Below are 23,671 nucleotides of genomic sequence, written 5' to 3'. Positions count from 1 at the left end.
AGAGAAAGGCACCATCCCACCGTGATCGTCCGATCTTTCAGCGACATCGAGAACACCGACCGGCACATCAGGTCCGCTTCAGGTACCTGGGAGAGCAAGCGCATCGTGCTCGCCAAGGAGAAGGTGGGCTTCTCGCTCCACGAGACCGTGCTGTACGCGGGCACGGAGACGTCGATGTGGTACGCGAACCACATCGAAGCCGTTCTGTGCACCGAGGGCGAGGCCGAGCTCACCAACGACGAGACCGGCGAGAAGCACTGGATCTCCCCCGGGACGATGTACCTGCTGAACGGGCACGAGCACCACACGCTGCGGCCCAAGACCGACTTCCGCTGCGTGTGCGTCTTCAATCCCCCCGTCACCGGACGGGAGGACCATGACGAGAACGGTGTATACCCGCTGCTGACAGAGGAGGGCTGAGCCCATGACCACCGATGTACGCGCCGATCTGTACCCCTCGCGCGGCGCCGCCGAGATGACCACTCCCCGCCAGGACCCGGTCATCTGGTCCGCGCCGGGCGCGCCCGGGCCGATCACCGCGAAGGACCTGCAGAGCTTCGAGGAGAACGGCTTCCTCGCCGTCGACCAGCTCGTGGGCCCGGACGAGGTCTCCGTCTACCGGGCGGAGCTGGACCGGCTCGTCGACGATCCGCTGGTCCGCGCCGACGAGCGCTCGATCATCGAGCCGAAGTCGCAGAGCGTGCGGTCCGTGTTCGAGGTCCACAAGCTCAGCGAGGTCTTCGCGAAGCTCGTCAGCGACGAGCGCGTCGTGGGCCGCGCCCGCCAGATCCTCGGCTCCGACGTGTACGTCCATCAGTCCAGGATCAACGTCAAGCCGGGCTTCGGTGCCTCGGGCTTCTACTGGCACTCGGACTTCGAGACGTGGCACGCCGAGGACGGCCTGCCCAACATGCGGACGGTGTCCGTCTCGATCGCGCTGACCGAGAACTTCGACACCAACGGCGGGCTGATGATCATGCCCGGCTCGCACAAGTCGTTCGTCGGCTGCGCGGGCGAGACGCCGAAGGACAACTACAAGAAGTCCCTGCAGATGCAGGACGCCGGCATCCCGTCGGACGAGGTCCTGACGAAGCTGGCCGACCGGCACGGCATCAAGCTCTTCACGGGCAAGGCCGGTTCGGCGACCTGGTTCGACTGCAACGCGATGCACGGGTCGGGGGACAACATCACCCCCTACGCCCGGAGCAACGTCTTCATCGTGTTCAACAGCGTGGACAACCTGGCGCAGGAGCCCTTCGCGGCTCCGATCCGCCGGCCCGAGTTCATCGGGGCACGCGACTTCACACCCGTGAAGTAGGGACGCACGACGGTCCGGAAGGGCGGGACGCTCCACGCGTCCCGCCCTTCCGGCGTCCGCCTCGCCCTCCTCCTGACGGGCGTCGGGCAGGGGCGTCCGGCGCGATGGGCCGCCACGGGCCGTTGGTAAGCTCCACTGCCGGTCACAGCCATGATCGTGTTCGCGGTGGAGAGGTGGGGAACCTGATGCGAGTGACGCGCGGGGCTTCGGCGGTGACGCTGTGCCTGCTGGCCGGGGTCGGTCTCGTCGGGTGCGGGGGCGGTGACGACGGCTCCGCTCAGAAGTCGGCGGCGGACCTGCTCGAAGAGGCCAACGCCAGGATGAGCAAGCTGAGTTCCGTCACCATAAAGATCACCAACACGGTCGGCGACGACCACGTGACATGGCGGATGACCACCGACCTGAAGAGCCGGTGCCAGGTGAGGAACACCTTCTCCAGCAGTGGCACCCTGGAACAGATCCGGATCGGCGAGACGGACTACGTCCGTCCGGACAAGGCGTACCTGGAGACCTGGAGCGGCAAGGATCTCGGTGCCGCCCGTCCGGGCAAGTGGGCGAAGGTGCCCGTCGCCCGGTCGGAGCCGGGCGACGGGCTGTCCCGGTGCACGCGGCCGTTCGAGTCGTTCGGCAAGGCGACGAAGGGCGGAGCCACCCGTATCGACGGCCGTGAGGCGCTCGCGTTGAAGGTGACGGATCCGTCGGACAAGGAGGGCAGGTACACCTTCTATGTCGCCGGCGAGGGCGAGCCGCATCTGCTGAGGGCCGAATACAGGAGCGGCAAGCAGGTCACCACCACGTCCTTCAGCGGATTCGACGAGCCGCTGGACATCCGGCCGCCGGCGTCGGCGGAGGTTCTGGACATGAGTGACGCCGCCGGCTCGTAGACCCGGTGCCGCTGCGGCCGCCGCCGGTGGATCTTCCCCGTGGTGACCGGCGACGGGCCCCTCCCCCGCGTCAGGGGTGCATGACGATCTTTCCCACGTGCCCCCTGCGGGCGAGTTCCTCCTGCGCCCGAGCGGCCTGGTCCAGCGGGAACGTCGCCGCGATCACGGGCTGGAACGCGGCGCGACGGGCCAGGTCCATGAGGAGGGCGAAGTGCGTGGGCGTGTGCATCGAGGAGCCGATCACCTGCGCGTTGTGCAGGTAGAGACGGCGCACGTCGAAGGCGACGTCGTACCCCCCGAGTGCGCCCGCGACGACCCACCGGCCCCCCTCACGCAGCAGTGGCAGCCCCTCTCCCATCAGGTCTCCGGCGACGACGTCGAGGCCGACGTCGATGCCTTCGGGTGCGGCGGCGCGGATCTGGCCGGCGACGTCCCGCCCGCGGTCGACGACCTCGTGGGCGCCCGCCTCGCGCACCGCACCGGTCTTGGACCCGCTGCTGACGGCGATCACCCTCGCGCCGCGCGCACGGGCGATCTGGATCAGCGCGACGCCGACACCGCCGGAGGCTCCCGAGACCAGGACGGTCTCCCCCTCCTTCAGCCGGCCCCGCTCGATCATTCCCAGCGCCGTGCCGTAGGCGGTCGGCAGTGTCGCCAGCTGGTCGTCGGTGAGCGGGGATTCCGTCACGTCGTGCACCTGCGTGGCCGGCGCGGTCACGTACTCGGCGTATCCGCCGTCGCGTTCGCTCCCCATCAGGCCCACCGGGTTCGCGTCCGGGCCCTCCGTGTCGTAGACCGCCGGGTCGACGACGACCCGGCGGCCGACGAGGCCCTCGTCCACGTCCGCGCCGACCGCCGCGACCCGGCCGGCCACGTCGGCGCCCTGGATGCGCGGGAAGTCGAGCGGGCCCCGCCAGCCCGACAGGGCCTCCGGATCTCCCGGGCGACCGTAGGCGCCCTCCCGGGTCCACAGGTCCGTGTTGTTCAGCGCCACCGCGCCGACCCGGACCAGCACCTCTCCCGCCCGGGGGACGGGCACCGCCGTCCGGGCCGGTTCGAGGACCTCCGGCCCGCCGTGCCCGGTGATCCGCACCGCGCGCATGGTCTCGGTCGCTCCCATCGCTGGACCTCCTCCTGGGTATACTGATCTGTGAACATCTTCCACGGTACACCGATCGGTGAAGGGGTGCCCCATGGAGGGACCACGGACCATGACGCCGGCCGGTAGGCGCATCGTCGCGACTGCCGAAGAGCTGTTCTACGACCGCGGCATCACGGCGGTCGGCGTGGATCTGATCGCTGAGCGCTCAGGGGTGACCAAGCGGACCCTGTACAACCAGTTCGGCTCCAAGGACCGCCTCGTGGCGGCCTACCTCATGGAGCGTGACCAGCGCTGGCGGTCACTGGTCCGCGGCGCCGTCGAGGCCTGCGAGAGCCCCGTCGAGGCGGTCACCGCGCCCTTCGACGCGCTGCGGACCTGGAGCGGGACCAACACCCGTGGATGCGCGTTCATCAACGCGCTGGCCGAGATCCCGGACCCCTCGCATCCCGCGTTCCGCGTCGCCGCGGACCAGAAGCGCTGGCTGCTGGACCTGTTCGTGGAACTCGCCACGGCGGCGGGCTGTCCGAGCCCCGCCGCCCTCGCCGCCCAGCTCCTCGTACTGCACGAGGGCGCTCTCGCCACGCAGCCGCTTCCGATGGACACCCTTTCCGCGAGCACCGACCTGGCAAGAGCTGTGGTGCGCGCCGCCGTGTGAGCCCCCACGGCAGTTCAACTCGCTGGACCCGGGCCTCTGTCAGCGGCGACAGTGGCGCCCATGACTTCGTTCGTACAGCACATCACCATCGACTGCGCCGACGCATACGAGCTGGCCTGCTTCTGGGCCGGGGTCCTGGGTTCCCCCGTGTCCGACGACGACGCGCCCGGTGACCCCGAGGCGCTCGTCGAATCACCCCGCGGGGCCCTGCTCTTCGTCACGGTGCCCGAAGCCAAGAGCGCCAAGAACCGGATCCACCTGGACCTGCGGCCCGAGAGCCGCACCCGCGACGAGGAGGTCGAGCGTCTCCTGGCACTGGGCGCCACGCTGGTCGCCGACCACCGCAAGCCGAACGGCCGTGGCTGGGCGACGCTGGCCGACCCCGAGGGCAACGAGTTCTGCGTGGAGTGCGGTGCGCGGGAACGCGCCGCGCTGACCGGTACCCGGCTCCCCGTCACCGCCGACGACGTCACCCTGGCCGTACGGCTGGCGGTCGACACCCTCGCGACGTCCCCGGCGGACGACTGGCACGTCCCGGCCGGGTCGCTGACCTGGGACTGCTGGGAGACGGTGGAGCACCTGAGCGACGACCTCTTCGCGTACGCGGTCCAGCTGGGCGGCCGCAGGCCCCCGCAGAACCGCGAGGTGCCCTACCGGTACGCGCCGGACCGCGAGGGCGGCCCCTGGAACTCGATCTTCGCGGACCCCGAGGCGGGAACCCCGGGGCTGCTCCAGACGCTGGAGTCGAGCGGCGCCCTCCTGACGGCGATGGTGCGGACGACCCCTTCGGACGTCCGCTCCCACCACGTGTTCGGGCTGTCCGATCCCGAGGGCTTCGCCGCGATGGGCATCGTGGAGACCCTCGTCCACACCTACGACGTGGCCTCGGGGCTGTCGCTCTCCTGGGCGCCTCCCCAGGACCTCTGCGACCGGGTGCTGGCCAGGCTCTTCCCCGACGCCCCGGACGACGAGGACCGGTGGACCGTCCTGCTCTGGTCCACCGGCCGCGCCGATCTGCCGGGCCGCGACCGCGTCACCTCGTGGAAGTGGCACGGCGCGCCGCTGTAGCGGCTACCGGTGCGAGAACCACCCCGCCGCAGGAAGCAGCTTGCCGTCGTAGTCGAACACCGCCTGGTTCTCCCAGGCGTTGCCCGACGCGGGGTCGGCCGGGTCCCAGCCGCTGCCGGTGGCGGCGGTCCAGGCGGGCTCCCAGTAGACGGCGCCGAGTCCCCGGCCGTTCGGGACGGCCTCGACGACGTTCATGACGTCCCGGAGGTTCGCCGCCTGGCCGGCCGGGGTGGCCGGGTAGCCGGGGACCAGCTGGCTCGCGGTGGCGACGTTGTTCTCCAGGCCGTCGTCGTCCGCGAGCGTGTGGGCGTAGGCGGTCTCGGCGACCATCACCGGCTTCCCGTAGCGGGAGGCGGCGTCGTCGAGGTTGGTCTGGAGCTCGGACAGGGAGCCGTGCCAGTAGCCGTAGTACGACAGGGCGATGACGTCGAACGGCACCTTCTGCGCCACGGCGCTGTCGAACCACCAGCGGGTGCCCGCGTTGTCGCCGCCCTCGGCGAGGTGCAGGACCACCTTCGTGCCGGAGGAGACCGCCTTGGCGGCGTCCGCCCCGGAGGTGATCAGGCCCGCCAGCTGGGACCAGTTGGCCGTGGAGCCCTCCGGCCAGAGCATTCCGCCGTTGATCTCGTTGCCGATCTGCACCATGTCCGCCGTGGTGCCCTGGGCCTTGAGGGCGTTCAGCACGTCGTAGGTGTGGTTGTAGACGTCGGTGCGCAGCCGGCTGTAGCCGTGTCCGGCCCAGGCGGCGGGCTTGTTCTGCTTGCCGGGGTCGGCCCAGGCGTCGGAGTAGTGGAAGTCGATGATCGTCTTCATGCCGAGTGCCTTGGCGCGCTTGGCCATGGCGAGGACGCGGGCCTTGCTGTTGTAGCCGTCGGCCGGGTTCACCCACACCTTCAGGCGTACGTAGTTCATCCCGGAGCTCTTGAGGATGCTCATGGCGTCCCCGGCCGCCCCGCCGGCGTCGCGGTAGGTGGCGCCGTGCGCCTCGTTCTTCGGGAGGGTGGAGAGGTCGCCGCCCCTGACGCCGAGTCCGGTGGTCCCGGGGGTGAAGGCGATGTCGTCGAAGTTCGCCCACTCCCCCGCGTGGGCGTCGGAGTTGAGGCTGATGGTGCAGGATCCGCCGGTCACCCTGACGGAGGTGACGAGCCGGATCCAGGCGCCGTCCGCGGTGGGCGGCAGGTCGGTCCGCTGCTCGGCGGCGCCGCAGTTGCGCAGGGCGATGTAGGCGGAGTTCTGTCCGCCGCCGGAGCGGACCCAGGCACTGAGGGTGTACGCGCCGTCGGTGAGGCCGCTCAGGTACTGGAAGGTCTCGACCTTGTACGCCGAGGCCGACCAGTGGCTGAGCCGGGTGCTGCCGCCGTGTCCGCCCGCCTCGGTGAAGGAGGCGGCCCCCTGTCCGCCGGCCGAGTACGTCGACCAGCCGGTCGCGCCGGACTCGAAGCCGGTGTTGGCGGGGGTGGTGGCCGCGTGGGCGGCCTGCGCGGGCAGTGCGGCGAACACGAGGCCGGAGAGCGCGGCCACCGCCCCGGCCGCCTTCGCGCGGGTGTGCGTCGTTCCGTACATCGTCGATGTCCCTTCGACAGTTGTGCGGGGTGGGCTGGGCGCCTCAGCCGTCGAGCCGTACGACACGGACCGTGCCCGCCGGGACGGCGAGCTTGTCCACGGCCGGCTCGCCGGTGAGGAGTTCGGTGCCGGGGGCGTCCAGCGCCACCTGGGCCTCGGCGTCGGTGTGGTTGATGACGAAGAGGTAGGTGCCGCTCTCGCCCGTGCGGCGTACGACCTCGACGTCGTACGGGAGGTCCGTGCGGGGTGCGATGCCCGCGTCGGCGGCGGCGCGGGCGAGGACGGTGTCCAGGTCGGCTCCCGAGAGCCGGGTGGAGACGTACCAGGCGGTGCCCTCGCCGAGCCGGTTCCGGGTGACGGCGGGCCGGCCGGCCGGGATGCCGTCGGCGTACGACCAGAGCGTCTCGGCTCCGCGCGGGATCACGACGTCCGACCAGAGGTCACCGGTCAGCTCGGGGCCCTCGGGGGCGCCCTCAGGGGTGATCAGGCGGACGGTGCCGCCCTCGCCGAGCGGGGAGAACTCCTCGACCGTCAGGCCGAGCACGTCCCGGAGCGCGCCGGGGTAGGCCCCGGGGTGCACCGCGTCGTCGGCGTCGACGATGCCGGAGAAGTACGAGACGACCAGGGTGCCGCCGTTCTCGACGTACCGGCGCAGATTGCGGCCGGTCTCCTCGGTGGCCAGGTAGAGGGCGGGGACCACGACCAGGGGATAGGCGGAGAGGTCCGCGTCCGGGTGGGCGAAGTCCACGGTGAGGTGCCGGTCGTAGAGCGAGGCGTAGAAGGTGTCGGCGCGCTCGCGGGCGTCGTGCTCCTCGCTCGGGCGCCACTCCAGGCGCTGCGCCCACCAGGACTCCCAGTCCCAGACCACGGCCACGTCGGCGACGGTCCGGGTGGAGCGGATCTCCTCCAGCAGACCGATCGCGGCGCCGAGCGCGCTCACCTCGCGCCAGATCCTGGAGTCGGTACCGGCGTGCGGGACCATCGCGGAGTGGAACTTCTCGGCGCCGCGCCGGGACTGCCGCCACTGGAAGAACATCGCACCCTCGGAGCCACGGGCGACGTGGGCGAGGCTGTTGCGGGCCATCTCCCCGGGGCGCTTGGCGGGGTTGCGGGGCTGCCAGTTGACGCCGCTGGTGGAGTGCTCCAGCAGCAGCCAGGGCGCGCCTCCCGCGACCGAACGGGTCAGGTCGGCGGCCATGGCGAGGTTGACGTGGGTGCGGCGGCCGTCGGTGATCAGGTAGTGGTCGTTGGTGACGATGTCGACCTCGCGGCCCCAGGCCCAGTAGTCGACGGACTCGCACTGGCTGAGGGCGGTCATGAAGTTGGTGGTGACGGGGACGCCGGGGGCGAGGCGGTGCAGGATGTCGCGTTCGGCTGTGAAGTTCTCCCGCATGGTGGCGTCGGCGAAGCGGGCGTAGTCGAGCTGCTGTGCGGGGTTGCCGACGGTCGGGGTGGTGCGGGGCGGGTCGATGTCGTCCAGGCCGCGGTAGCGCTGGCCCCAGAAGGCGGTGCCCCAGGCCTCGTTGACCGCTTCGGCCGAGCCGTGCCGGGCGGTGAGCCAGCGGCGGAAGTGCGCGCCGCAGTTGTCGCAGTAGCAGGCGCTGACCGGGACGCCGTACTCGTTGTGGACGTGCCACATCGCGAGGGCGGGGTGGTTCGCGTACCGGCGGCCGAGCTGCTCGGTGATGTTCGCCGCCGCCGCACGGTAGGGGGCCGAGCTGTGGCAGATGGCGCCGCGTGATCCGAAGGCGTAGCGAACCCCGTCCCGGCTGACGGGCAGGGCCTCGGGGTGGGCGCGGTAGAACCAGGCGGGCGGGGCGACCGTGGGGGTGCCCAGGTCCGCGCGGATGCCGTTGACGTGCAGCAGGTCCAGGAGGCGGTCGAGCCAGCCGAAGTCATAGGTGCCCGGCTCGGGTTCCAGCAGCGCCCAGGAGAAGATCCCGACGCTGACCATGGTCACACCGGCTTCCCGCATCAGACGTACGTCCTCGTGCCAGACCTCTTCGGGCCACTGCTCGGGGTTGTAGTCGCCGCCGAAGGCCAGCTTGTGCAGGCCCACCGGACAAGCGGCGGATTCTGAGTGCGGCATGGACAGCTCCTAGCTCTTTGGGACAACTTCTGGGAACGTGCACACACACTCTCGGCGGCGCAGGGCCAACATAACCGCACAGCAACAACCATTGACAAGTGTCGGTTTCGTTTCTCTACTGTGAACGCTCACAGCGCCTCGTTCGGCCGTCTCGCCGATGCGCTCGCCGGTCTCGTCAGGGGAGAAACCATGAAATACCGCACCGTCGCGGTGACCACCGCCGCCGCTCTCGCCGCCACCGCCCTGCTCTCGGGATGCGGCTCGGACGACGGCGGCGACGAGCCGGCCGCCTCCGGACCGGCCTCGCTCACGTACTGGGCGTGGGCACCCGGCCTGGACAAGGTCGCGGACATCTGGAACAAGGGGCCGGGCAAGGAGGCCGGCATCACCGTCACGGTCAAGAAGCAGGCGTCGGGCGACGACCTCGTCACCAAGATCATCACGGCGGCGAAGGCCCACAAGGCCCCCGACCTGGTCCAGGCCGAGTACCAGGCGCTCCCCACCCTTGTCTCCAACGACGTCCTCGCCGACATATCCGGGGAGGCGGGCGACGTGAAGGGCGACTTCGCCGAAGGGATCTGGCAGCAGGCCACGCTCGGTTCGGACGCCCTGTACGCCCTGCCGCAGGACTCGGGCCCGCTGATGTTCTACTACCGCCAGGACCTCTTCGAGCAGTACGGCCTGAAGGTGCCCACCACCTGGGACGAGTTCGCCGAGACCGCCCGTGCGCTGAAGAAGAAGGCGCCGGACAAGGACCTCACCACCTTCTCCTCCAACGACTCCGGCCTCTTCGCGGGCCTCGCCCAGCAGGCGGGCGCTCAGTGGTGGACGACCGGCGGCGACAAGTGGAAGGTCGCGATAGACGACCCGGCCACGCGGAAGGTCGCGGACTTCTGGGGCGGCCTGGTGAAGGAGGGCGCCATCGACAACCAGCCGATGTACACCCCCGCCTGGAACAAGGCCCTCAACACCGGCAAGCAGGTCGCCTGGGTCAGCGCCGTCTGGGCCCCCGGGACCCTGACCACCGCCGCGCCCGACACCAAGGGGAAGTGGGCGATGGCCCCGCTCCCGCAGTGGACCGCGGGTGAGAACGTCACCGGGAGCTGGGGCGGCTCCTCCACGGCCGTCACCAACGACTCCAGGAACAAGAAGGCGGCCGCCACCTTCGCGAAGTGGCTGAACACGGACCCGGCGGCGCTGGCCGCGCTGGTGAAGGAGAGCGGCATCTACCCCGCCGCGACCGCGGCCCAGACCGGTGGAGCGCTCGCGAAGGCCCCGGACTACTTCTCCGGCCAGCCCGAGTTCTACACCGAGGCCGCGAAGATCGCCCAGGGCACCGCACCCGCCGCCTGGGGCCCGAACGTCAACGTCGCGTACAGCGCCTTCAAGGACAACTTCGCGGCCGCCGCCAAGAACAGGTCCGACTTCGGCGCCGCGCTGACAGCCATGCAGGACGCCACGGTCGCGGACCTGAAGAAGCAGGGTTTCGGGGTCTCCGAGTGACACGCGCACCCCGCGGGAAGGCGTACGGGGTCAGGAGCGCCCCGTACGCCTTCCTGGTCCCCGCCACCGTCCTGTTCCTGCTCTTCTTCGCCCTGCCCATCGGCTACGCCGTCCACCTGAGCTTCCGCCGGACCGAGGTCAAGGGGCTCGGGCTCGGCAAGGGCGCCCGGGAGGAGATCTGGGCCGGCCTGGCCAACTACACCGACGCGCTCTCCGACTCGGAGCTTCTCCACGGCGCGCTGCGCATCCTCGGCTACGGCGCGATCGTCGTCCCGGTGATGCTCGGACTCGCCCTGCTCTTCGCCCTGCTCCTGGACACCGAGCGGCTGCGGGTACGCGGCTTCACCCGGCTCGCGATCTTCCTGCCGTACGCGATCCCCGGCGTCATCGCCGCACTGATGTGGGGCTTCCTCTACCTGCCCGACGTCAGCCCCTTCCTGTACGTGCTCGACGCGACGGGACTGCCGAGGCCCGATCTGCTGGACGGCGGGCCGCTGTACCTCTCGCTGGCGAACATCGCGGTCTGGGGCGGCACGGGCTTCAACATGATCGTGATCTACACGTCGCTGCGGGCCATCCCGGCCGAGATCTTCGAGGCCGCGCGGCTCGACGGCTGCTCGCAGTTCCAGATCGCCCTGCGGATCAAGATCCCGATGGTGGCGCCGTCACTCATCCTGACCTTCTTCTTCTCGATCATCGCGACGCTCCAGGTGTTCAGCGAGCCCACCACCCTGAAGCCGCTGACCAACTCCCTCTCCACCACGTGGAGTCCGCTGATGAAGGTCTACCAGGACGCCTTCGTCAACAACGACATCCACGCGGCGGCCGCCCAGGCGGTCATCATCGCCCTGGCCACCCTCCTCCTTTCCTTCGGCTTCCTCAAGGCGGCCAACTCCCGTACGAAGCAGGGAGACTCCCGATGAGCACCCGGTCCCTCGCCACCGGCCGCCGGCGCGTCCCGCTCGTCCCGGCCGCCGCGCTGCTGCTCGGCGCCCTGTACTGCCTGCTGCCCGTCGCCTGGGTCCTGGTCGCCTCGACGAAGTCCGGCAGCGAGCTCTTCTCCACCTTCACCTTCCTGCCGGGCTCCGGATTCGCCGACAACGTCGCCGAGCTCACGGAGTACCGGGACGGGGTGTACTGGAGGTGGATGGCCAACTCGGCCTTCTACGCGGGGGCGGGCGCCCTGCTGTCGACCGCGGTCTCCGCGGTCTCCGGCTACGCCCTGGCCGTGTACCGCTTCCGCGGCCGGGAGACGGTCTTCAACATCCTGCTCGCGGGGGTGCTGATGCCTCCGGTGATCCTGGCCGTACCCCAGTACCTGCTGCTGGCCGAGGTCGACATGACCGACTCCTACCTCTCGGTACTGCTGCCGCTGATCCTCTCCCCGTACGGCGTCTACCTGGCCAGGATCTACGCGGCTGCCGCCGTTCCCGCCGATGTGATCGAGGCGGGGCGGATGGACGGCGGCGGCGAGTGGCGGATCTTCCGGACCATCGCGCTGCCGATGATGCTGCCGGGACTGGTGACGGTCTTCCTGTTCCAGTTCGTGGCGGTCTGGAACAACTTCCTGCTGCCCTACATCATGCTCGGCGACGACGAGAAGTTCCCGGTCACCCTGGGGCTCTACACCCTGCTCCAGCAGGGCTCGAACACCCCGGCGCTCTACACGCTGGTCATCACCGGCGCGCTGCTGGCGATCATCCCGCTGATCGCCCTGTTCCTGGTGATCCAGCGGTTCTGGAGCCTCGACCTGCTCTCCGGCGCCGTAAAGTCCTGACAGCTCCTCAACAGGGCACTTCTTCATGAAAGATCGAGCACCATGAACCGCACAGAACAGAACGGCGCGGGACGCCGCAGGCCGCCGACGATCCACGACGTCGCCCGGGAGGCCGGGGTCTCCAGGGGCACGGTCTCGCGGGTGCTCAACGGCGGTCACAACGTCAGCCCGGCCGCGCTCGAAGCGGTTCAGTCCGCCATCCGGCGGACCGGCTACACCGTGAACCGGCACGCCCGGTCGCTGATCACCGGGCGCTCCGACTCGGTGGCGTTCCTCCTGACCGAACCCCAGGAACGCTTCTTCGAGGACCCGAACTTCAACGTGCTGCTGCGCGGCTGCACCACCGCGCTCGCCGCGCACGACATCCCGCTGCTGCTGATGATCGCGGGCACGGAGGCGGAGCGCCGCCGCAACATGCGCTACATCGCCGGGCACGTGGACGGGGTGCTGCTGGTCTCCAGCCACTCCGGCGACCCGGTCGCCGCCCAGCTGCACGAGGCCGGTGTGCCGCTGGTCGCCTGCGGGAAGCCGCTCGGACAGGGCTCCCGGGTCAGCTACGTGGCGGCGGACGACCGCAGCGGGGCCCGGGACATGGTCCGGTTCCTGTACGAGTCGGGGCGTCGCCGGATCGCCACGGTCACCGGGCCGCTGGACACCCCGGGCGGGGTGGAGCGGCTGGCGGGTTACCGCGAGACGCTCACCGAGTGCGGGCTGCCCGTCGACGAGGCCCTGATCGTGCCGGGCGACTACAGCCGGGCCGGCGGTGAGGCGGCGGCAGCGCTGCTGCTGGAGCGGGCACCCGACGTGGACGCGGTGTTCGTCGCGTCGGACCTGATGGCGCAGGGGGTGCTGAGCACGCTGGAGCGGGCGGGCCGGAGGGTTCCGCAGGACATCGCGGTCGGCGGATTCGACGACTCGCCGGCCGCGCTCACGGGGCGGCTGGAGCTGACGACGGTCCGTCAGCCCTGGGACCGCATCAGCGCCGAGATGGTGCGGGTACTGCTGGCGCAGATCGGCGGGGAGGACCCGGCCGCGGTGATCCTGCCCACGGAGCTGGTACGCCGGGATTCGGCGTAGGTCCCGGGCAGGGCGGGCGCCGTGCCGGGGCGCAGGGCGGTCCGTGCCGGGGCGCAGGACAATCCGTGCCGGGGCGCAGGACAATCCGTGCCGGTCTCACCCGATCCGGCGGGCCAGCACCTGACCGGGCCAGCTCCCGGACAGGAAGCGGTCCGTGGGGGCGAAGCCGTTGCGCTCGTAGAACGCGACCAGTTCGCCCCCGCCGCCCGCCCAGCAGTCGACGCGCAGCAGGTCCACTCCGGCCCGCCGGGCCTCGTCCGCGGCATGGGAGAGCAGGGCCGCCCCGATGCCCCGGCCGGCGTGCGCCCGGTCGGAGACCAGCAGGCGTACGTACCGCTCCGGTTCCCCGGCCGCCTCGATCGGCATCTGCGGGCTGGGGCCGTGGTCGAGCACCATCGCCCCGACGGCCACGCCGTCCAGTTCGGCGACGTACGGCGCGTTCTCGGTGGTGTAGCGCTCCACCCGCGCGACCCCGCCGGACGTCTGCGAATAGGGGACGGTGCCCCACTGCTCGGTGTTGCCGCGGGCGTTCATCCAGGCCACCGCGGAGTCGAGCATGTCCAGGATGGCCGGTGCGTCGGCCGGAGTGCCCGGCCTGATCCGTATGCCGTGTGCCGTCGTGTCGTTCACGGCTGAAGTTTCCCATGGTGACCGCCCGGTGCGCCGTCCTCGCCGCCTTCCGGGAAGATCTCCGCGCGGGCGGCGGTCAGGCCTCCAGCGCCGCGAGCTCCGCCTCGGCGCGCTCGGTGACCAGGGCGAGGACACGGCCGGCGGCGGCCAGGTCCCCGTCCGGGATCCCGCCCCAGATCCGGGCGGAGACGGGGGCCGACTCCGCGGCGACGGCGGCGAGCAGCTCGCGCCCCGCGTCCGTGGGACGGAGGTGCGATCCCTCCTCGATGAGCAGCCCTTTGGCCAGGAGTTCGTCGAGCGTGACCCGGATGCCGGCCGGATCCGCCTTGAGGAAGCCCCGGACCTGGGCGACGAGGTCGTCCGCCGTCTGCGGGACGTCGGCGGTGGCGGCGGCGCGCAGGGTGATCTGCTGCGGGAACGTGGCACCGTGCCGCGTCAGGAAGTGCTCCAGGACGCCGCGGGCGGCGTAGTGGGCCAGGCCGAGGGTGCGGGCGTCGGCGGCGGGTGCGGCGGTGGATGCAGTGACGGTCGATGCGGCGGCGGTGGCGGTGGCGGTGGATGCGGTGGTCGTCATGGTGTCGTCCCCTGAGTGGTCTCGTCGTTCGGTACGGACGGAGCGAGAGGTACGTCGAGCAGGGTCGTCAGCTCGTCGGTGAACGCACGCGTGCGCGGGCTGTCGAGGCCGCCGAGCGGCTCGAGCAGCTGCTGGAGGAGCTGCTGGACCACGCGGACGGCCCGTCGTGTGACGTCCTGGCCCGCCTCGGTGAGGGCGAGCTGCACGGCACGCGGATCGCGGGGGTCGCGGGTGCGCTCGATCAGACCGGCCGCCTCCAGGGCGCGCGCCAGCTTCGAGACGTACAGCGCCTCCAGGCCGGTGTGGTCGGCGAGCCGGCGCTGACTGGGCCGTTCCCCGGCGCGCTGCATGCCGTGCAACGACGCGACCAGCGAGTACTGCGCGTGCGTGAGGCCCAGCGGAGCCAGCGCGCGGTCGACGGCGACGCGCCACTTGTTGGCGAGCCGCCACACCAGATATCCGGGCGTGGGACCCGGCGAACTCCTGCTCATGACATATAAAGTACATAGCTATTATGTCCATGGCTACTGTTTTCTCGGGGTCCGGCCCGGGACCGTGGCCCGGGTCAGGCCCCGGGCAGCACACCCGGGGCGGAGCTCAGCCGGAGAGCACGTCCAGGGCCCGGTCGACGTCCGCCTCGGTGTTGTAGAGGTGGAGGGCCGCCCGCAGATTGCCCGCCCGGGCGGAGACCATCACCCCCGCCCTCGCCAGATCGGGCTCCCTGCCGCCCAGACCGGGCACGGCGACGATCGCGGAGGCGCCGGGAACCGCAGCGTGACCGATCGAAGCCAGCCCCTCCCGGAGGCGGGCGGCGAGCCCGGTGGCGTGGGTGTGCACGGCGTCCACACCGACCTCGGTCAGCAGGTCCAGGGACCGCTCGGCCCCGTGGTAGGCGAGGAACGCGACCGGCTCGTCGAAACGCCGGGCGTCGGAGGCGAGTTTCTCGACCGGCCCGTACGTGCTGTTCCAGCGGTCCTCGGCCGCGACCCAGCCCGCGTAGAGCGCCGGCAGGGTCGTCTGCGCCTCCTCGGTCACGGTCAGGAACGACGAGCCCCGGGGGCACATCAGGAACTTGTACCCGCCGGTGACGGTGTAGTCGTACGCCCCGGCGTCCAGCGGCAGCCATCCGGCCGACTGGCTGGCGTCGAGCATCGTCCGGGCCCCGTGCGCGGCCGCGGCCGCGCGGACCGCGTCCAGGTCGGCGACCCGGCCGTCGGCCGACTGGACCGCGGAGAAGGCGACGAGCGCGGTGCCGGGCCGCACGGAGTCCGCCAGCTCGGCCAGGGGGACGTAACGCATCCTGAGATCGCCCCGTACGGCGAACGGGCTGACGACCGAGCTGAACTCCCCGGTCGGCGCCAGCACTTCGGCCCCCCTGGACAGGGACGCCGCGACGAGCCCCACATGGGCGGCCACAGAACCTCCGACGGCCACCCGGGCGGCCGGGACACCGGCGATCCGCGCGAAGCCCGCACGGGCGGCGTCCACCACTTCGAAGCTGCCCACGCCGCCCCGCAGGCCCATGGCACTCTCACCGGCCAGCTTCTTGACGGCCTCGACGGAACGGCGGGGCAGCAGCCCGCAGGTCGAGGTGTTGAGATAGGTGGATCCGGATGTGAATTCGGCGGCCCTGACCTGGTCGATCGCAGAGTTCTCCATGCGGGCCAGCCTGACGGCCGCTCAACTACACGTCAATCACGCATGTTCGAGCGGCGCGCCCAAGACATCCTTATGTGCGCTGGTCGGGCGCCTACGCCTGGGGCACCTCGCAGGCCCCGTCGGCGTCGCAGGCCGCGGCGTCACCGCCGACCCGGGTGAGGCCGGTGACCTGCCGGTCCTTCCACGCCTGCTCCAGGGCCTGCGCGAAGACCTCCGCGGGCTGCCCTCCGGAGATGCCGTAGCGCCGGTCGAACACGAAGAACGGCACGGCATGGGCACCCAGTTCCGAGGCCTCGCGCTCATCGGCCCGCACGTCGTCGGCGTACGCCTCGGGGTCGGCCAGCACCGCACGCGCCTCGTCGGCGTCGAGTCCCGCCTCGGCGGCCAGGTCCGCCAGCACCGCGTCGTCGAAGACCGAGCGCTCCTCGGCGAAGTTCGCCCGGTAGGCGAGCGCCAGCAGCTCCTCCTGGCGCCCGCGGGCCTTCGCGAGGTGGAGCAGCCGGTGGATGTCGAAGGTGCTGCCGTGATCACGCCCCTCGGTGCGGTAGCCGAGCCCCTCGGCCTGCGCGTTCGCCGCGACGTTGGCCTCCATGCCCCGGGCCTCCTCGAGGGTGCGCCCGTACTTCTGCGCCAGCATGTCGAGGACCTGCTCGGTGTCGCCCTTGGCCCGGCCGGGGTCGAGCTCGAAGGAGCGGTGGACGACCTCGACCTCGTCACGGTGGGCGAAGCCGGCGAGCCCCTTCTCGAAACGGGCCTTCCCGACATAGCACCACGGGCAGGCGATATCACTCCATATCTCGACGCGCATGACTCTTCTACTCTCCAGCTCTGCTGTGACCGGCGGCGGAGGGGCCCTCCGCCGCCGGTTCAACGCGGGACCCGGGCAGGTGATTCCCCGGGCACGCCCGGGGCCTGGGGCGCGACCCTGCTGACCGCGACCGCGCCGGCGACGGCCCGCCCGGGGAAAAGGACCGCCCGCGGTCATCCCGTTGCCTCCCCTCCGGCCTTCCGCTCCGCTGCCCGCACCTGCGCCTCTTGGAGCGCGGACTGCCATCGCCTGTTGACCTCTTCAGGCCTCTGGTGCCCGCACTCGACGAGGTTGCCCGCCCTGTCGGTGACTTCCGCGTAACAGTCACCCTTCTCGATCCAGACGGCGACGTTCTCGATTCCCGCCGACCGGTCGTCGTCATCCACCAGGACGCTCAGGGAGAAGGCCGGCTCGTCACCGCTGTACTCGGATCGGACCCGGAGCGTCTCGTCCGGCCTGAGCCATCGGTCCTCACCCAGTGGCTCCAGCCACATGACGAGCCATCCTTCGGAATGGTTGTGGACCTCTATGGCAGCCATGTCCGCACCCTAGCCGCGCTGAAGCAGGACTTGATCCGGGATCGGCGGCAGCTGGTCCATGCCCCCATCACCGCGTCCGGGCCCGCAGAGCGTGGACGGACCAGTCGAGCACCGGCCGCAGGCTCTCCGGACCCGGCCAGCCGTTGATCACCGCGAGCAGCGAGGAGTACCGCTCTCTGCGCGGATCGTTCACGCGTTCCAGCCGGGCCAGGAGCTGCCACCGGGACTCCGCCTCGTCGCGGCAGTCGAGAAGATGTGCGCAGCGGGACACGAGGACCGCGACGACCGGATCGGCCTGAAGTGAAGCCGGTTCGATGTCCGCTGCCACGGCCGGGGCGATCTGGTCACGGACGATCGCGGCCAAGTTGCCGCGCAGCACGGGTGGACCACCCTGGGCGTACCCGGACGTCTGATCCTGGACCATCTGCCGCACGAGGGCGCGAAAGTCCGCGTCCTGGGACAGCTCGGCCAGTTCCACCCACGCCTGGACCTGCTCCGCGTCGGGGTTGTCCGGGAGTTCCGGAGTCATCGAGCGCATGACTCCCGTGAACACGGAGCCGGTACCCACACCATCGAACGCGGCGTCGAGGAAATCGCCGACGAGTTGCCGGCGTTCGGCTTCGGACAGCTTGGCCAGTCTGTGCATCAGATGTGTCTCCTCAGGGGTGGCCCCGCGCTTCGCCACGGCGGTCAGCACTGCACGTCGCAGCCGCAGCGTCCGGATCTGCACGTCCAACGCTTCGGCGTGTGCCGCGGCAACCTCCGGCAGCGTGAGTTCCCGGTCCATGACCTTCCGGATGGCCACAAGGTCCACTCCCAGGTCGCGCAGGGTTCGCACGAGATCGAGGCGCGCGACGGCACCGCTGTCGTACAGGCGATAGCCGGCCGGGCTGCGGTCGGCAGGCGGTACGAGTCCGCGGTCGGAATAGAACCGGATGGTCCTGACCGTGGTGCCGGTCCGCCGGGCCAGTTCGCCGATCGGGTAGAGCGTGTGGCCGTTCATGTCCCCACCCTCCTGTCTCCCCCTGCTGGAGACTCAAGCTCGTGAGCTCGCGACGGTCGGATTCTCACAAACGGCCCTTCGCCCGGGCAAGATCAGGAAAGGGCCCGATGGAGGCGGCCAGGAGGCGGACCGGCTCCCGGAACCCGTCGGCGCGCACACGTGTCAGGACGCCGGGACCGGCCCGGAGGGCCGCCGAGGAGACCGGGCGTTCATCCCGTGGTCGATCCGACGCGTGGCCGCGCGTCGGCGGGACCGTCGGCAAGGTTTCGCGGCGGACGGGTGCGGGTCAGGCCGACTCCGACGAGTACGACGGCCATGCCCGTGACGACGCGGGCGCTCAGCTGCTCGTCGAGGACCAGGGCACCCAGGCCCACCGACACGACCGGCAGCAGATACCCGACGGTGGCGGCGGCCGTGGGGCCCTCGTCGGCGATGAGCCTGGAGTTGAGGTGGAAGGTGATCCCCGTGCCGAAGATGCCCAGGACGATGACGGCGAGCACCGCTCCGAGACCGGGATCCAACGGGCCGGGGTCCGTGGGAAGGGCGAGTGCGGTCAGGCCCGTCGCGGCGACGAGCTGGGCCGCGGACAGGGCGAGCGGGGCGCCGTCCCCGCCAAGGAGGTTGCGGGCCATGTAGGCGAAGGCGACGGCGTAGCTCACGGCCGCGGCGAGGAGGAACAGCGCACCCCCACTGGTCAGGCCGCTCTCCTGCCAGGGGGCGAAGACCACCAGCACGCCGGCGAAGCCGAGGAGGAGGCCGGCCAGGCGGAGCGGATGCCGGCCGCGCTCCGTACCGAGGGCGAGGCCGATTCCCATGGACCAGAGGGGAGTCGTGGCGTTCAGGACGCCGGCCACCCCTGAGTCGACGGTCTGTTCGCCGATGCTGAAGAACAGGAACGGCAGGGCGTTGCAGAAGAAGGCGGCCACGACGAGGTGTCCCCACGTCCTTCGGCTGCGCGGGAGCCGCTGGCCGGCCGAGCGGGCGAGCACCAGGAGGACGGCCGCGCCGAGCGCGCACCGGATGACGGTGATGTACAGGGGGGAGAGACCGCCGTTCAGGGCGATCTTGATCCAGAGGAAGCTCGATCCCCACAACAGGGCGAGTAAAGCCATGCGTACGAGGGTTCCCCGCTGACCGCTGAGCACTGTCCGCCTCCAGAGTGATGTCCGGCTTCGAACACTGCCCTGACGGCTCACGTAAGACAAGCGAAAAAGTTTGCATGGAGCGTTAAGCTGTACTACATGCTTGATTTGCGGCGCATGCAGCTCCTGCGAGCGGTGATCACCAGTGGGTCGGTCACCGCGGCGGCACGGAATCTCAGATACACGCCCTCGGCGGTCAGCCAGCAGATGGCCGCGCTGGAGAAGGAGGCCGGAATCACGCTCCTGGAGCGGTCCGGGCGAGGCGTCCGGCCGACGGACGCGGGGCTGCTGCTCAACGAGTACGCGACCCTCATCAGCCACCACGTCGCCGAGGCGGAGACCGCGCTGGCCGACCTGCGAGCCGGGCGCACGGGACGGGTGTCGATCCGCTACTTCGCCAGTGCGGGGGCCACCCTGGTGGCCCCCGCACTGGCACGGCTCCGGCGCGAACAGCCGGGCGTGCAGACCGAGCTGAAGCTGAGTGACCCCGAGGACCCTCTGCCGGAGGTGAAGGACGGCCGTGCCGACCTGGCCCTCGTGGTCCGGCCACGGGATCAGCCGCCCGTCGACGGCATCCGGTTCCTCTCCCTGCTCGACGACGGGTACCTCGCCGTGCTGCCCGAGGAGCACCCGCTCGCCGCCCACCAGGAGATCGAGCTGACCGACCTCGCCGATGAGCCCTGGATCAGGAGTGACCGGCCGGGTCCCTGCCTGGACCCCGTGCTCGACGCCTGCGCCTCGGCGGGCTTCAGTCCGGCGTTCGTGGTGGAGAGCGAGGACCACGCCACGGCACAGGCGTTCGTGGCCGCGGGGCTCGGTGTCGCCCTGATTCCGGAACTGGGGATCGGCACCTCCCATCCGGGCGTGGCCGTTCGCAGGGTCCGCAACCCGGAGCCGGTCAGGTCGATCCACGCGGCGGTACGGGAGTCGTCCCCGGCCGAGCAGCCCGCGCTGCGCGGGCTGCTCGACGCGCTGCGGACCACGGCGGCCGCGCGGGCGGTCTAGGTGGACGCGGCCGTGTCGGGTCGCGAGAGACCGCGGGTGGACATCAGGCGCACACCTGCCATGGGTCCACCACGCACGAGGGCCCGGATCCTCTCGGATCCGGGCCCTCGTGCGTGTGCGTGCGGTCCGTCAGCTGCCGTCCCGCAGATCACCGAGGCCGGCCGGCCGGAATTCGATCCGGTCGAACGAAGCGGTGCACCCGTCACCCGTGGGCGACTGGACGAGGAAGCCGATGCGGGCCGCGGCCCGCTCCTCCTCCGTACCGAGGGTGAACACCCGGACGAAGGTCCACCGCTCACCGTCCGCCGAGGCGTGGAAGGCGAAGGAACCGCCGACGCGGCTGAGGCGCATCCAGTGGCTGTTCCCCTCCACGACGGCGGAGTTCACGTCGTCGGAGTGGCCCCGGGTGACCACGGTGCAGACCGTGGGGCGTTCCGGGGAGAGCTCGAGGCAGAGCTTCGCCCACTCACGCTCCCCGACGTGGAGGTAGAGGACCCCCGCGTCGAAGGCGGCTGCGAAGCCGACGTCCACGCGGGCGATCAGCTGGAAGTCGCCCTCGGGCGCCGCGCCCAGCAGGCGCGGCGCGTCGGAGGCGGGTTCGAGGCTGTCACCGCCCGGCGGGACGAAACGGTCCTGCTTCGCACCCGCCGTGCCGGTGAGCACGCCGTCGGCGTACGCCCATCCGCCCTCCGGGCCGGCCGGTTCCAGGGCGAAGGGGAGTTCCGGGAGACGTACCGTCGTCATGCGCGGCGCCCGTCGACCCGGCGCGGCAGGTTCTGCGGGTTGTCCTCGCGGAGCTCCTGCGGCAGCAGCGCCTCGGGCGTCGACTGGTAGCTGACCGGGCGCAGCCAGCGCTCGATCGCGGTGGCGCCCACCGAGGTGGAGGTGGAGGTGGTGGCCGGGTAGGGGCCTCCGTGGTGCTGGGCGGGCGCGACGGCGACGCCGGTCGGCCAGCCGTTGACCAGGACGCGTCCGGCCACCGGGGTCAGCTCGGACAGGAGTCCGGCGGCGCTGCCGTCGGCCTCCTCCGTGGCGATCTGGAGGGTGGCGGTGAGGTTGCCCGGAAGGCGGGTGAGCACGGCGGTGATCTCGTCCGGCGAGTCGTAGCGCGCGACGACGGTGACCGGGCCGAAGCACTCCTCCAGGAGCGCGTCGTGCGGCCCCTCCTGGGCGAGGCGCCGCGCGGGCACGGTGAAGAAGCCCGGGGAGACCGTGTGTTCGCCACCCGCGCCCGGGGTGACCGGGGCCTCGACGTCGGGGAGCGCGGCCCGCTCGGCGACCCCGTGGACGAAGGCGTCCCGCATCCGGTGGTCGAGCATGACGCCCGCGCCGGTGCCGCTGACCGATTTGGTCAGCGACTTGAGCAGTTGGTCGCCCGCCTCGCCCGAGGGGGCGAACACGAAGCCGGGCTTGGTGCAGAACTGCCCCGCGCCCATGGTCATCGAGCCGCCGAGACCGGCGCCGATCTGCTCACCGCGCTCGGCGGCCGCCGCCTCGGTGACGACGACGGGGTTGAGCGAGCCGAGCTCGCCGTGGAAGGGGATCGGGGTGGGCCGGGCCGCCGCCGCGTCGAAGAGGGCGCGACCGCCGCGGATCGAGCCGGTGAAACCGGCGGCGGAGACGAGCGGGTGCTTCACCAGCTCGACGCCCGCCTCGAAGCCGTGGACCACGGTCAGGACGTCCTCGGGCAGGCCGTTCTGCGCCGCGGCCCTGCGCAGGAGCGCCGCGCAGATCTCCGAGGTCGCGGGGTGGTCGGGGTGCGCCTTGACGACGACCGGGCAGCCGGCGGCGAGGGCGCTCGCGGTGTCGCCGCCGGGGACGGAGAAGGCGAGCGGGAAGTTACTGGCGGCGTAGACGGCGACGACGCCGAGCGGGATCTTGTAGCGGCGCAGGTCCGGCCAGGGCGGCGTCCGGCTGCCGTCCTCGTGGTCGATGTGGATGTCGAGGTAGGCGCCCTCGTCGACGACCTCCGCGAAGGCCCGCAACTGGGCGGCCGTACGCGCGAGTTCACCGGTCAGCCGGGCGGGGCCGAGCGCGGTCTCCGCGTCGGCCGCCTCGATGACCTGCTCCTTGGCCTCGGCGAGGAGATCGGCCGCGGTCCGCAGGAAGGCGGCGCGCACGGTGCGGTCGGCCAGCGCGCCGCGCACGGCGTGCGCCGCCCGGACCGCACGGTCGACCTCCTCCGCTGTAGCCTCCACCGCAACCTGCTCACGCGGGTTCCCCGTACGGGGGTCGACGCTCCAGACTGGTGCTGCTGCCACCGTGTTTCCTTCCGGTTCCACTGCCACACAGGAGAAGTTGTTCGGTATTCTGAACAGCGTTCCTGAACGTGAATACACGGGAACTCTATTTCCGGGCGCTCCGTGTTGGCAAGAAGTCGCAGGGTCGTACAAGAAGGCTGGAAGGGGCATAAGGGATGTCGGTTGGCGAGCCCGGTGGGGCACAGGTCAAGTCCGCGGTACGGACGGTGGAACTCCTCGAATACTTCGCGGGGCGCCCCGGCATGCACTCGCTGGCAGCTGTGCAGGAGGCCGTCGGCTACCCCAAGTCCAGCCTCTACATGCTGCTGCGCACCCTGGTGGAGCTCGGCTGGGTGGAGACCGACGCCACGGGCACGCGGTACGGGATCGGCGTGCGGGCCCTGCTCGTCGGCACCTCGTACATCGACGGCGACGAGGTCGTCGCCGCCGCCCGCCCCACCCTGGACCGGCTCTCCGACGACACCACGGAGACCATCCACCTGGCCCGGCTGGACGGGACGAACGTGGTGTACCTCGCCACCCGGCAGTCCCAGCACTACCTGCGCCCCTTCACCCGCGTGGGCCGCCGGCTGCCCGCCCACTCCACCTCGCTCGGCAAGGCGCTCCTGGCGACCCACAGCGACGAGCAGGTCCGCAAGATGCTGCCGGAGACCCTGCCCGCGCTGACCGAGCACACCCTCACCGACCGCGAGAAGCTCATCGAGGAACTGCACGTCATCCGCGAGCAGGGGTACGCGGTGGACCGCGAGGAGAACACCCTGGGGCTGCGCTGCTTCGGCGTCGCGATCCCGTACCGCACCCCGTCGCGTGACGCGATCAGCTGCTCGGTGCCGGTCGCCCGGCTCACCCCGGCGCACGAGCAGATGGTCAAGGACGCCCTGTTCGACGCCCGCGACCGGCTCACCCTCGCGACCCGCAGGCTCTGACCGCCGGGCACGCCGCACCGGGGCCCGGTGCGGCGTGCCTGAGAAACCGGTGAGAAGGAACACGAACGGGAACGCCCCAGGTGTCCCC

Annotated in this window: 24 protein-coding genes; 11 read left to right on the top strand and 13 right to left on the bottom strand. The window is 71.2% G+C overall.

What is annotated here, in order from left to right:
* The first annotated feature begins 21 nt into the window (after positions 1-21).
* The 3 genes from ACIRJR_RS24110 to ACIRJR_RS24100 all read left to right on the top strand — a co-directional run bounded on the left by ACIRJR_RS24110 (position 22) and on the right by ACIRJR_RS24100 (position 2,202).
* Positions 22-420 (top strand): ectoine synthase, encoded by a 399-nt coding sequence (locus tag ACIRJR_RS24110; RefSeq protein WP_073747901.1) that lies wholly within the window; start codon positions 22-24, stop codon positions 418-420.
* Positions 421-424: 4 nt separating this feature from the next.
* A complete protein-coding gene (gene thpD, locus ACIRJR_RS24105) occupies positions 425-1,318 on the top strand; it encodes an ectoine hydroxylase (protein ID WP_403784127.1) in 894 nt (297 codons plus the stop codon).
* 185 nt (positions 1,319-1,503) lie between these two features.
* Positions 1,504-2,202 carry a hypothetical protein gene (locus tag ACIRJR_RS24100; RefSeq protein ID WP_403784125.1) on the top strand — a complete coding sequence of 233 codons (699 nt, stop codon included), beginning with the start codon at positions 1,504-1,506 and terminating at the stop codon, positions 2,200-2,202.
* Positions 2,203-2,272: 70 nt separating this feature from the next.
* Here the strand turns inward: ACIRJR_RS24100 and ACIRJR_RS24095 are convergent, their stop codons facing one another.
* Positions 2,273-3,322, bottom strand: a complete 1,050-nt coding sequence (locus ACIRJR_RS24095) for a zinc-binding dehydrogenase (RefSeq protein ID WP_403784123.1) — start codon at positions 3,320-3,322, stop codon at positions 2,273-2,275.
* Between the two features lie 73 nt (positions 3,323-3,395).
* Between ACIRJR_RS24095 and ACIRJR_RS24090 the strand changes: the two genes are divergently transcribed.
* Together ACIRJR_RS24090 and ACIRJR_RS24085 are read left to right on the top strand one after the other, a co-directional pair.
* A complete protein-coding gene (locus tag ACIRJR_RS24090; RefSeq protein WP_403784121.1) occupies positions 3,396-3,959 on the top strand; it encodes a TetR/AcrR family transcriptional regulator in 564 nt (187 codons plus the stop codon).
* A gap of 60 nt (positions 3,960-4,019) precedes the next feature.
* On the top strand, positions 4,020-5,027 hold the full coding sequence (locus tag ACIRJR_RS24085) for a VOC family protein (protein WP_403784119.1): 1,008 nt from the start codon (positions 4,020-4,022) through the stop codon (positions 5,025-5,027).
* A gap of 3 nt (positions 5,028-5,030) precedes the next feature.
* Here the strand turns inward: ACIRJR_RS24085 and ACIRJR_RS24080 are convergent, their stop codons facing one another.
* Positions 5,031-6,590 (bottom strand): arabinogalactan endo-beta-1,4-galactanase, encoded by a 1,560-nt coding sequence (locus ACIRJR_RS24080; RefSeq protein WP_403784117.1) that lies wholly within the window; start codon positions 6,588-6,590, stop codon positions 5,031-5,033.
* A gap of 43 nt (positions 6,591-6,633) precedes the next feature.
* A complete protein-coding gene (locus ACIRJR_RS24075) occupies positions 6,634-8,679 on the bottom strand; it encodes a beta-galactosidase (RefSeq protein ID WP_403784115.1) in 2,046 nt (681 codons plus the stop codon).
* Positions 8,680-8,868: 189 nt separating this feature from the next.
* On the opposite strand from ACIRJR_RS24075, the gene ACIRJR_RS24070 reads away from it, so the two are divergent.
* Genes ACIRJR_RS24070 through ACIRJR_RS24055 form a run of 4 tightly spaced genes read left to right on the top strand, consistent with a single transcriptional unit; the run spans position 8,869 to position 13,036 of the window.
* Positions 8,869-10,182 carry an ABC transporter substrate-binding protein gene (locus ACIRJR_RS24070; RefSeq protein ID WP_403784113.1) on the top strand — a complete coding sequence of 438 codons (1,314 nt, stop codon included), beginning with the start codon at positions 8,869-8,871 and terminating at the stop codon, positions 10,180-10,182.
* A complete protein-coding gene (locus ACIRJR_RS24065; protein ID WP_403784111.1) occupies positions 10,179-11,105 on the top strand; it encodes a carbohydrate ABC transporter permease in 927 nt (308 codons plus the stop codon). The genes ACIRJR_RS24070 and ACIRJR_RS24065 overlap by 4 nt, the downstream gene beginning before the upstream one ends.
* The gene (locus ACIRJR_RS24060; protein WP_403784109.1) at positions 11,102-11,959 is read left to right on the top strand and encodes a carbohydrate ABC transporter permease; all 858 of its coding nucleotides are present in this window, start codon (positions 11,102-11,104) and stop codon (positions 11,957-11,959) included. The genes ACIRJR_RS24065 and ACIRJR_RS24060 overlap by 4 nt, the downstream gene beginning before the upstream one ends.
* Before the next feature lie 42 nt (positions 11,960-12,001).
* Positions 12,002-13,036 carry a LacI family DNA-binding transcriptional regulator gene (locus tag ACIRJR_RS24055; RefSeq protein WP_403784107.1) on the top strand — a complete coding sequence of 345 codons (1,035 nt, stop codon included), beginning with the start codon at positions 12,002-12,004 and terminating at the stop codon, positions 13,034-13,036.
* Between the two features lie 96 nt (positions 13,037-13,132).
* Here the strand turns inward: ACIRJR_RS24055 and ACIRJR_RS24050 are convergent, their stop codons facing one another.
* The 8 genes from ACIRJR_RS24050 to ACIRJR_RS24015 form a co-directional block, all read right to left on the bottom strand.
* Entirely contained in the window at positions 13,133-13,666 is a 534-nt protein-coding gene (locus tag ACIRJR_RS24050) for a GNAT family N-acetyltransferase (RefSeq protein ID WP_403784105.1), read from the bottom strand.
* A 76-nt stretch (positions 13,667-13,742) separates the two neighbouring features.
* Entirely contained in the window at positions 13,743-14,240 is a 498-nt protein-coding gene (locus ACIRJR_RS24045; protein WP_403784103.1) for a MarR family transcriptional regulator, read from the bottom strand.
* Positions 14,237-14,731 carry a MarR family winged helix-turn-helix transcriptional regulator gene (locus tag ACIRJR_RS24040; RefSeq protein WP_403784101.1) on the bottom strand — a complete coding sequence of 165 codons (495 nt, stop codon included), beginning with the start codon at positions 14,729-14,731 and terminating at the stop codon, positions 14,237-14,239. The genes ACIRJR_RS24045 and ACIRJR_RS24040 overlap by 4 nt, the downstream gene beginning before the upstream one ends.
* 106 nt (positions 14,732-14,837) lie before the next feature.
* Entirely contained in the window at positions 14,838-15,899 is a 1,062-nt protein-coding gene (locus tag ACIRJR_RS24035) for an aminotransferase class V-fold PLP-dependent enzyme (RefSeq protein WP_403784099.1), read from the bottom strand.
* 91 nt (positions 15,900-15,990) lie between these two features.
* A complete protein-coding gene (locus ACIRJR_RS24030) occupies positions 15,991-16,707 on the bottom strand; it encodes a DsbA family oxidoreductase (RefSeq protein ID WP_403784097.1) in 717 nt (238 codons plus the stop codon).
* Positions 16,708-16,880: 173 nt separating this feature from the next.
* A complete protein-coding gene (locus tag ACIRJR_RS24025) occupies positions 16,881-17,246 on the bottom strand; it encodes a hypothetical protein (protein WP_403784095.1) in 366 nt (121 codons plus the stop codon).
* Between the two features lie 67 nt (positions 17,247-17,313).
* The gene (locus ACIRJR_RS24020; protein WP_403784093.1) at positions 17,314-18,249 is read right to left on the bottom strand and encodes a MerR family transcriptional regulator; all 936 of its coding nucleotides are present in this window, start codon (positions 18,247-18,249) and stop codon (positions 17,314-17,316) included.
* A 209-nt stretch (positions 18,250-18,458) separates the two neighbouring features.
* A complete protein-coding gene (locus ACIRJR_RS24015) occupies positions 18,459-19,361 on the bottom strand; it encodes a DMT family transporter (protein WP_403784091.1) in 903 nt (300 codons plus the stop codon).
* 129 nt (positions 19,362-19,490) lie between these two features.
* Between ACIRJR_RS24015 and ACIRJR_RS24010 the strand changes: the two genes are divergently transcribed.
* Positions 19,491-20,396 (top strand): LysR family transcriptional regulator, encoded by a 906-nt coding sequence (locus tag ACIRJR_RS24010; RefSeq protein ID WP_403784089.1) that lies wholly within the window; start codon positions 19,491-19,493, stop codon positions 20,394-20,396.
* Between the two features lie 129 nt (positions 20,397-20,525).
* Here the strand turns inward: ACIRJR_RS24010 and ACIRJR_RS24005 are convergent, their stop codons facing one another.
* Positions 20,526-21,140, bottom strand: coding sequence for a DUF1349 domain-containing protein (locus ACIRJR_RS24005; protein WP_403784087.1), 615 nt, complete (start codon positions 21,138-21,140; stop codon positions 20,526-20,528).
* Positions 21,137-22,657 carry an aldehyde dehydrogenase (NADP(+)) gene (locus ACIRJR_RS24000; RefSeq protein WP_403784085.1) on the bottom strand — a complete coding sequence of 507 codons (1,521 nt, stop codon included), beginning with the start codon at positions 22,655-22,657 and terminating at the stop codon, positions 21,137-21,139. Before ACIRJR_RS24000 ends, ACIRJR_RS24005 begins: the two co-directional genes overlap by 4 nt.
* 155 nt (positions 22,658-22,812) lie before the next feature.
* Between ACIRJR_RS24000 and ACIRJR_RS23995 the strand changes: the two genes are divergently transcribed.
* On the top strand, positions 22,813-23,583 hold the full coding sequence (locus tag ACIRJR_RS23995) for an IclR family transcriptional regulator (protein ID WP_376370768.1): 771 nt from the start codon (positions 22,813-22,815) through the stop codon (positions 23,581-23,583).
* Positions 23,584-23,671: the final 88 nt, after the last annotated feature.

Origin of the sequence: Streptomyces sp. NPDC102402, from assembly GCF_044765765.1 — a bacterium.
Taxonomy (GTDB): Bacteria; Actinomycetota; Actinomycetes; order Streptomycetales; family Streptomycetaceae; genus Streptomyces.
Note: the sequence above shows the minus strand (reverse complement) of the source record. Positions and strands in the feature narration are given on the sequence as shown.

Bases quoted from the DNA above. Each gene is read 5' to 3' on its own strand.
- thpD (WP_403784127.1), top strand. From the start codon at position 425: ATGACCACCGATGTACGCGCCGATCTGTACCCCTCGCGCGGCGCCGCC.
- ACIRJR_RS24100 (WP_403784125.1), top strand. From the start codon at position 1,504: ATGCGAGTGACGCGCGGGGCTTCGGCGGTGACGCTGTGCCTGCTGGCC.
- ACIRJR_RS24095 (WP_403784123.1), bottom strand. From the start codon at position 3,322: ATGGGAGCGACCGAGACCATGCGCGCGGTGCGGATCACCGGGCACGGC.
- ACIRJR_RS24090 (WP_403784121.1), top strand. From the start codon at position 3,396: ATGGAGGGACCACGGACCATGACGCCGGCCGGTAGGCGCATCGTCGCG.
- ACIRJR_RS24085 (WP_403784119.1), top strand. From the start codon at position 4,020: ATGACTTCGTTCGTACAGCACATCACCATCGACTGCGCCGACGCATAC.
- ACIRJR_RS24080 (WP_403784117.1), bottom strand. From the start codon at position 6,590: ATGTACGGAACGACGCACACCCGCGCGAAGGCGGCCGGGGCGGTGGCC.
- ACIRJR_RS24075 (WP_403784115.1), bottom strand. From the start codon at position 8,679: ATGCCGCACTCAGAATCCGCCGCTTGTCCGGTGGGCCTGCACAAGCTG.
- ACIRJR_RS24070 (WP_403784113.1), top strand. From the start codon at position 8,869: ATGAAATACCGCACCGTCGCGGTGACCACCGCCGCCGCTCTCGCCGCC.
- ACIRJR_RS24060 (WP_403784109.1), top strand. From the start codon at position 11,102: ATGAGCACCCGGTCCCTCGCCACCGGCCGCCGGCGCGTCCCGCTCGTC.
- ACIRJR_RS24055 (WP_403784107.1), top strand. From the start codon at position 12,002: ATGAACCGCACAGAACAGAACGGCGCGGGACGCCGCAGGCCGCCGACG.
- ACIRJR_RS24045 (WP_403784103.1), bottom strand. From the start codon at position 14,240: ATGACGACCACCGCATCCACCGCCACCGCCACCGCCGCCGCATCGACC.
- ACIRJR_RS24040 (WP_403784101.1), bottom strand. From the start codon at position 14,731: ATGAGCAGGAGTTCGCCGGGTCCCACGCCCGGATATCTGGTGTGGCGG.
- ACIRJR_RS24035 (WP_403784099.1), bottom strand. From the start codon at position 15,899: ATGGAGAACTCTGCGATCGACCAGGTCAGGGCCGCCGAATTCACATCC.
- ACIRJR_RS24030 (WP_403784097.1), bottom strand. From the start codon at position 16,707: ATGCGCGTCGAGATATGGAGTGATATCGCCTGCCCGTGGTGCTATGTC.
- ACIRJR_RS24025 (WP_403784095.1), bottom strand. From the start codon at position 17,246: ATGGCTGCCATAGAGGTCCACAACCATTCCGAAGGATGGCTCGTCATG.
- ACIRJR_RS24020 (WP_403784093.1), bottom strand. From the start codon at position 18,249: ATGAACGGCCACACGCTCTACCCGATCGGCGAACTGGCCCGGCGGACC.
- ACIRJR_RS24015 (WP_403784091.1), bottom strand. From the start codon at position 19,361: ATGGCTTTACTCGCCCTGTTGTGGGGATCGAGCTTCCTCTGGATCAAG.
- ACIRJR_RS24010 (WP_403784089.1), top strand. From the start codon at position 19,491: ATGCTTGATTTGCGGCGCATGCAGCTCCTGCGAGCGGTGATCACCAGT.
- ACIRJR_RS24005 (WP_403784087.1), bottom strand. From the start codon at position 21,140: ATGACGACGGTACGTCTCCCGGAACTCCCCTTCGCCCTGGAACCGGCC.
- ACIRJR_RS23995 (WP_376370768.1), top strand. From the start codon at position 22,813: ATGTCGGTTGGCGAGCCCGGTGGGGCACAGGTCAAGTCCGCGGTACGG.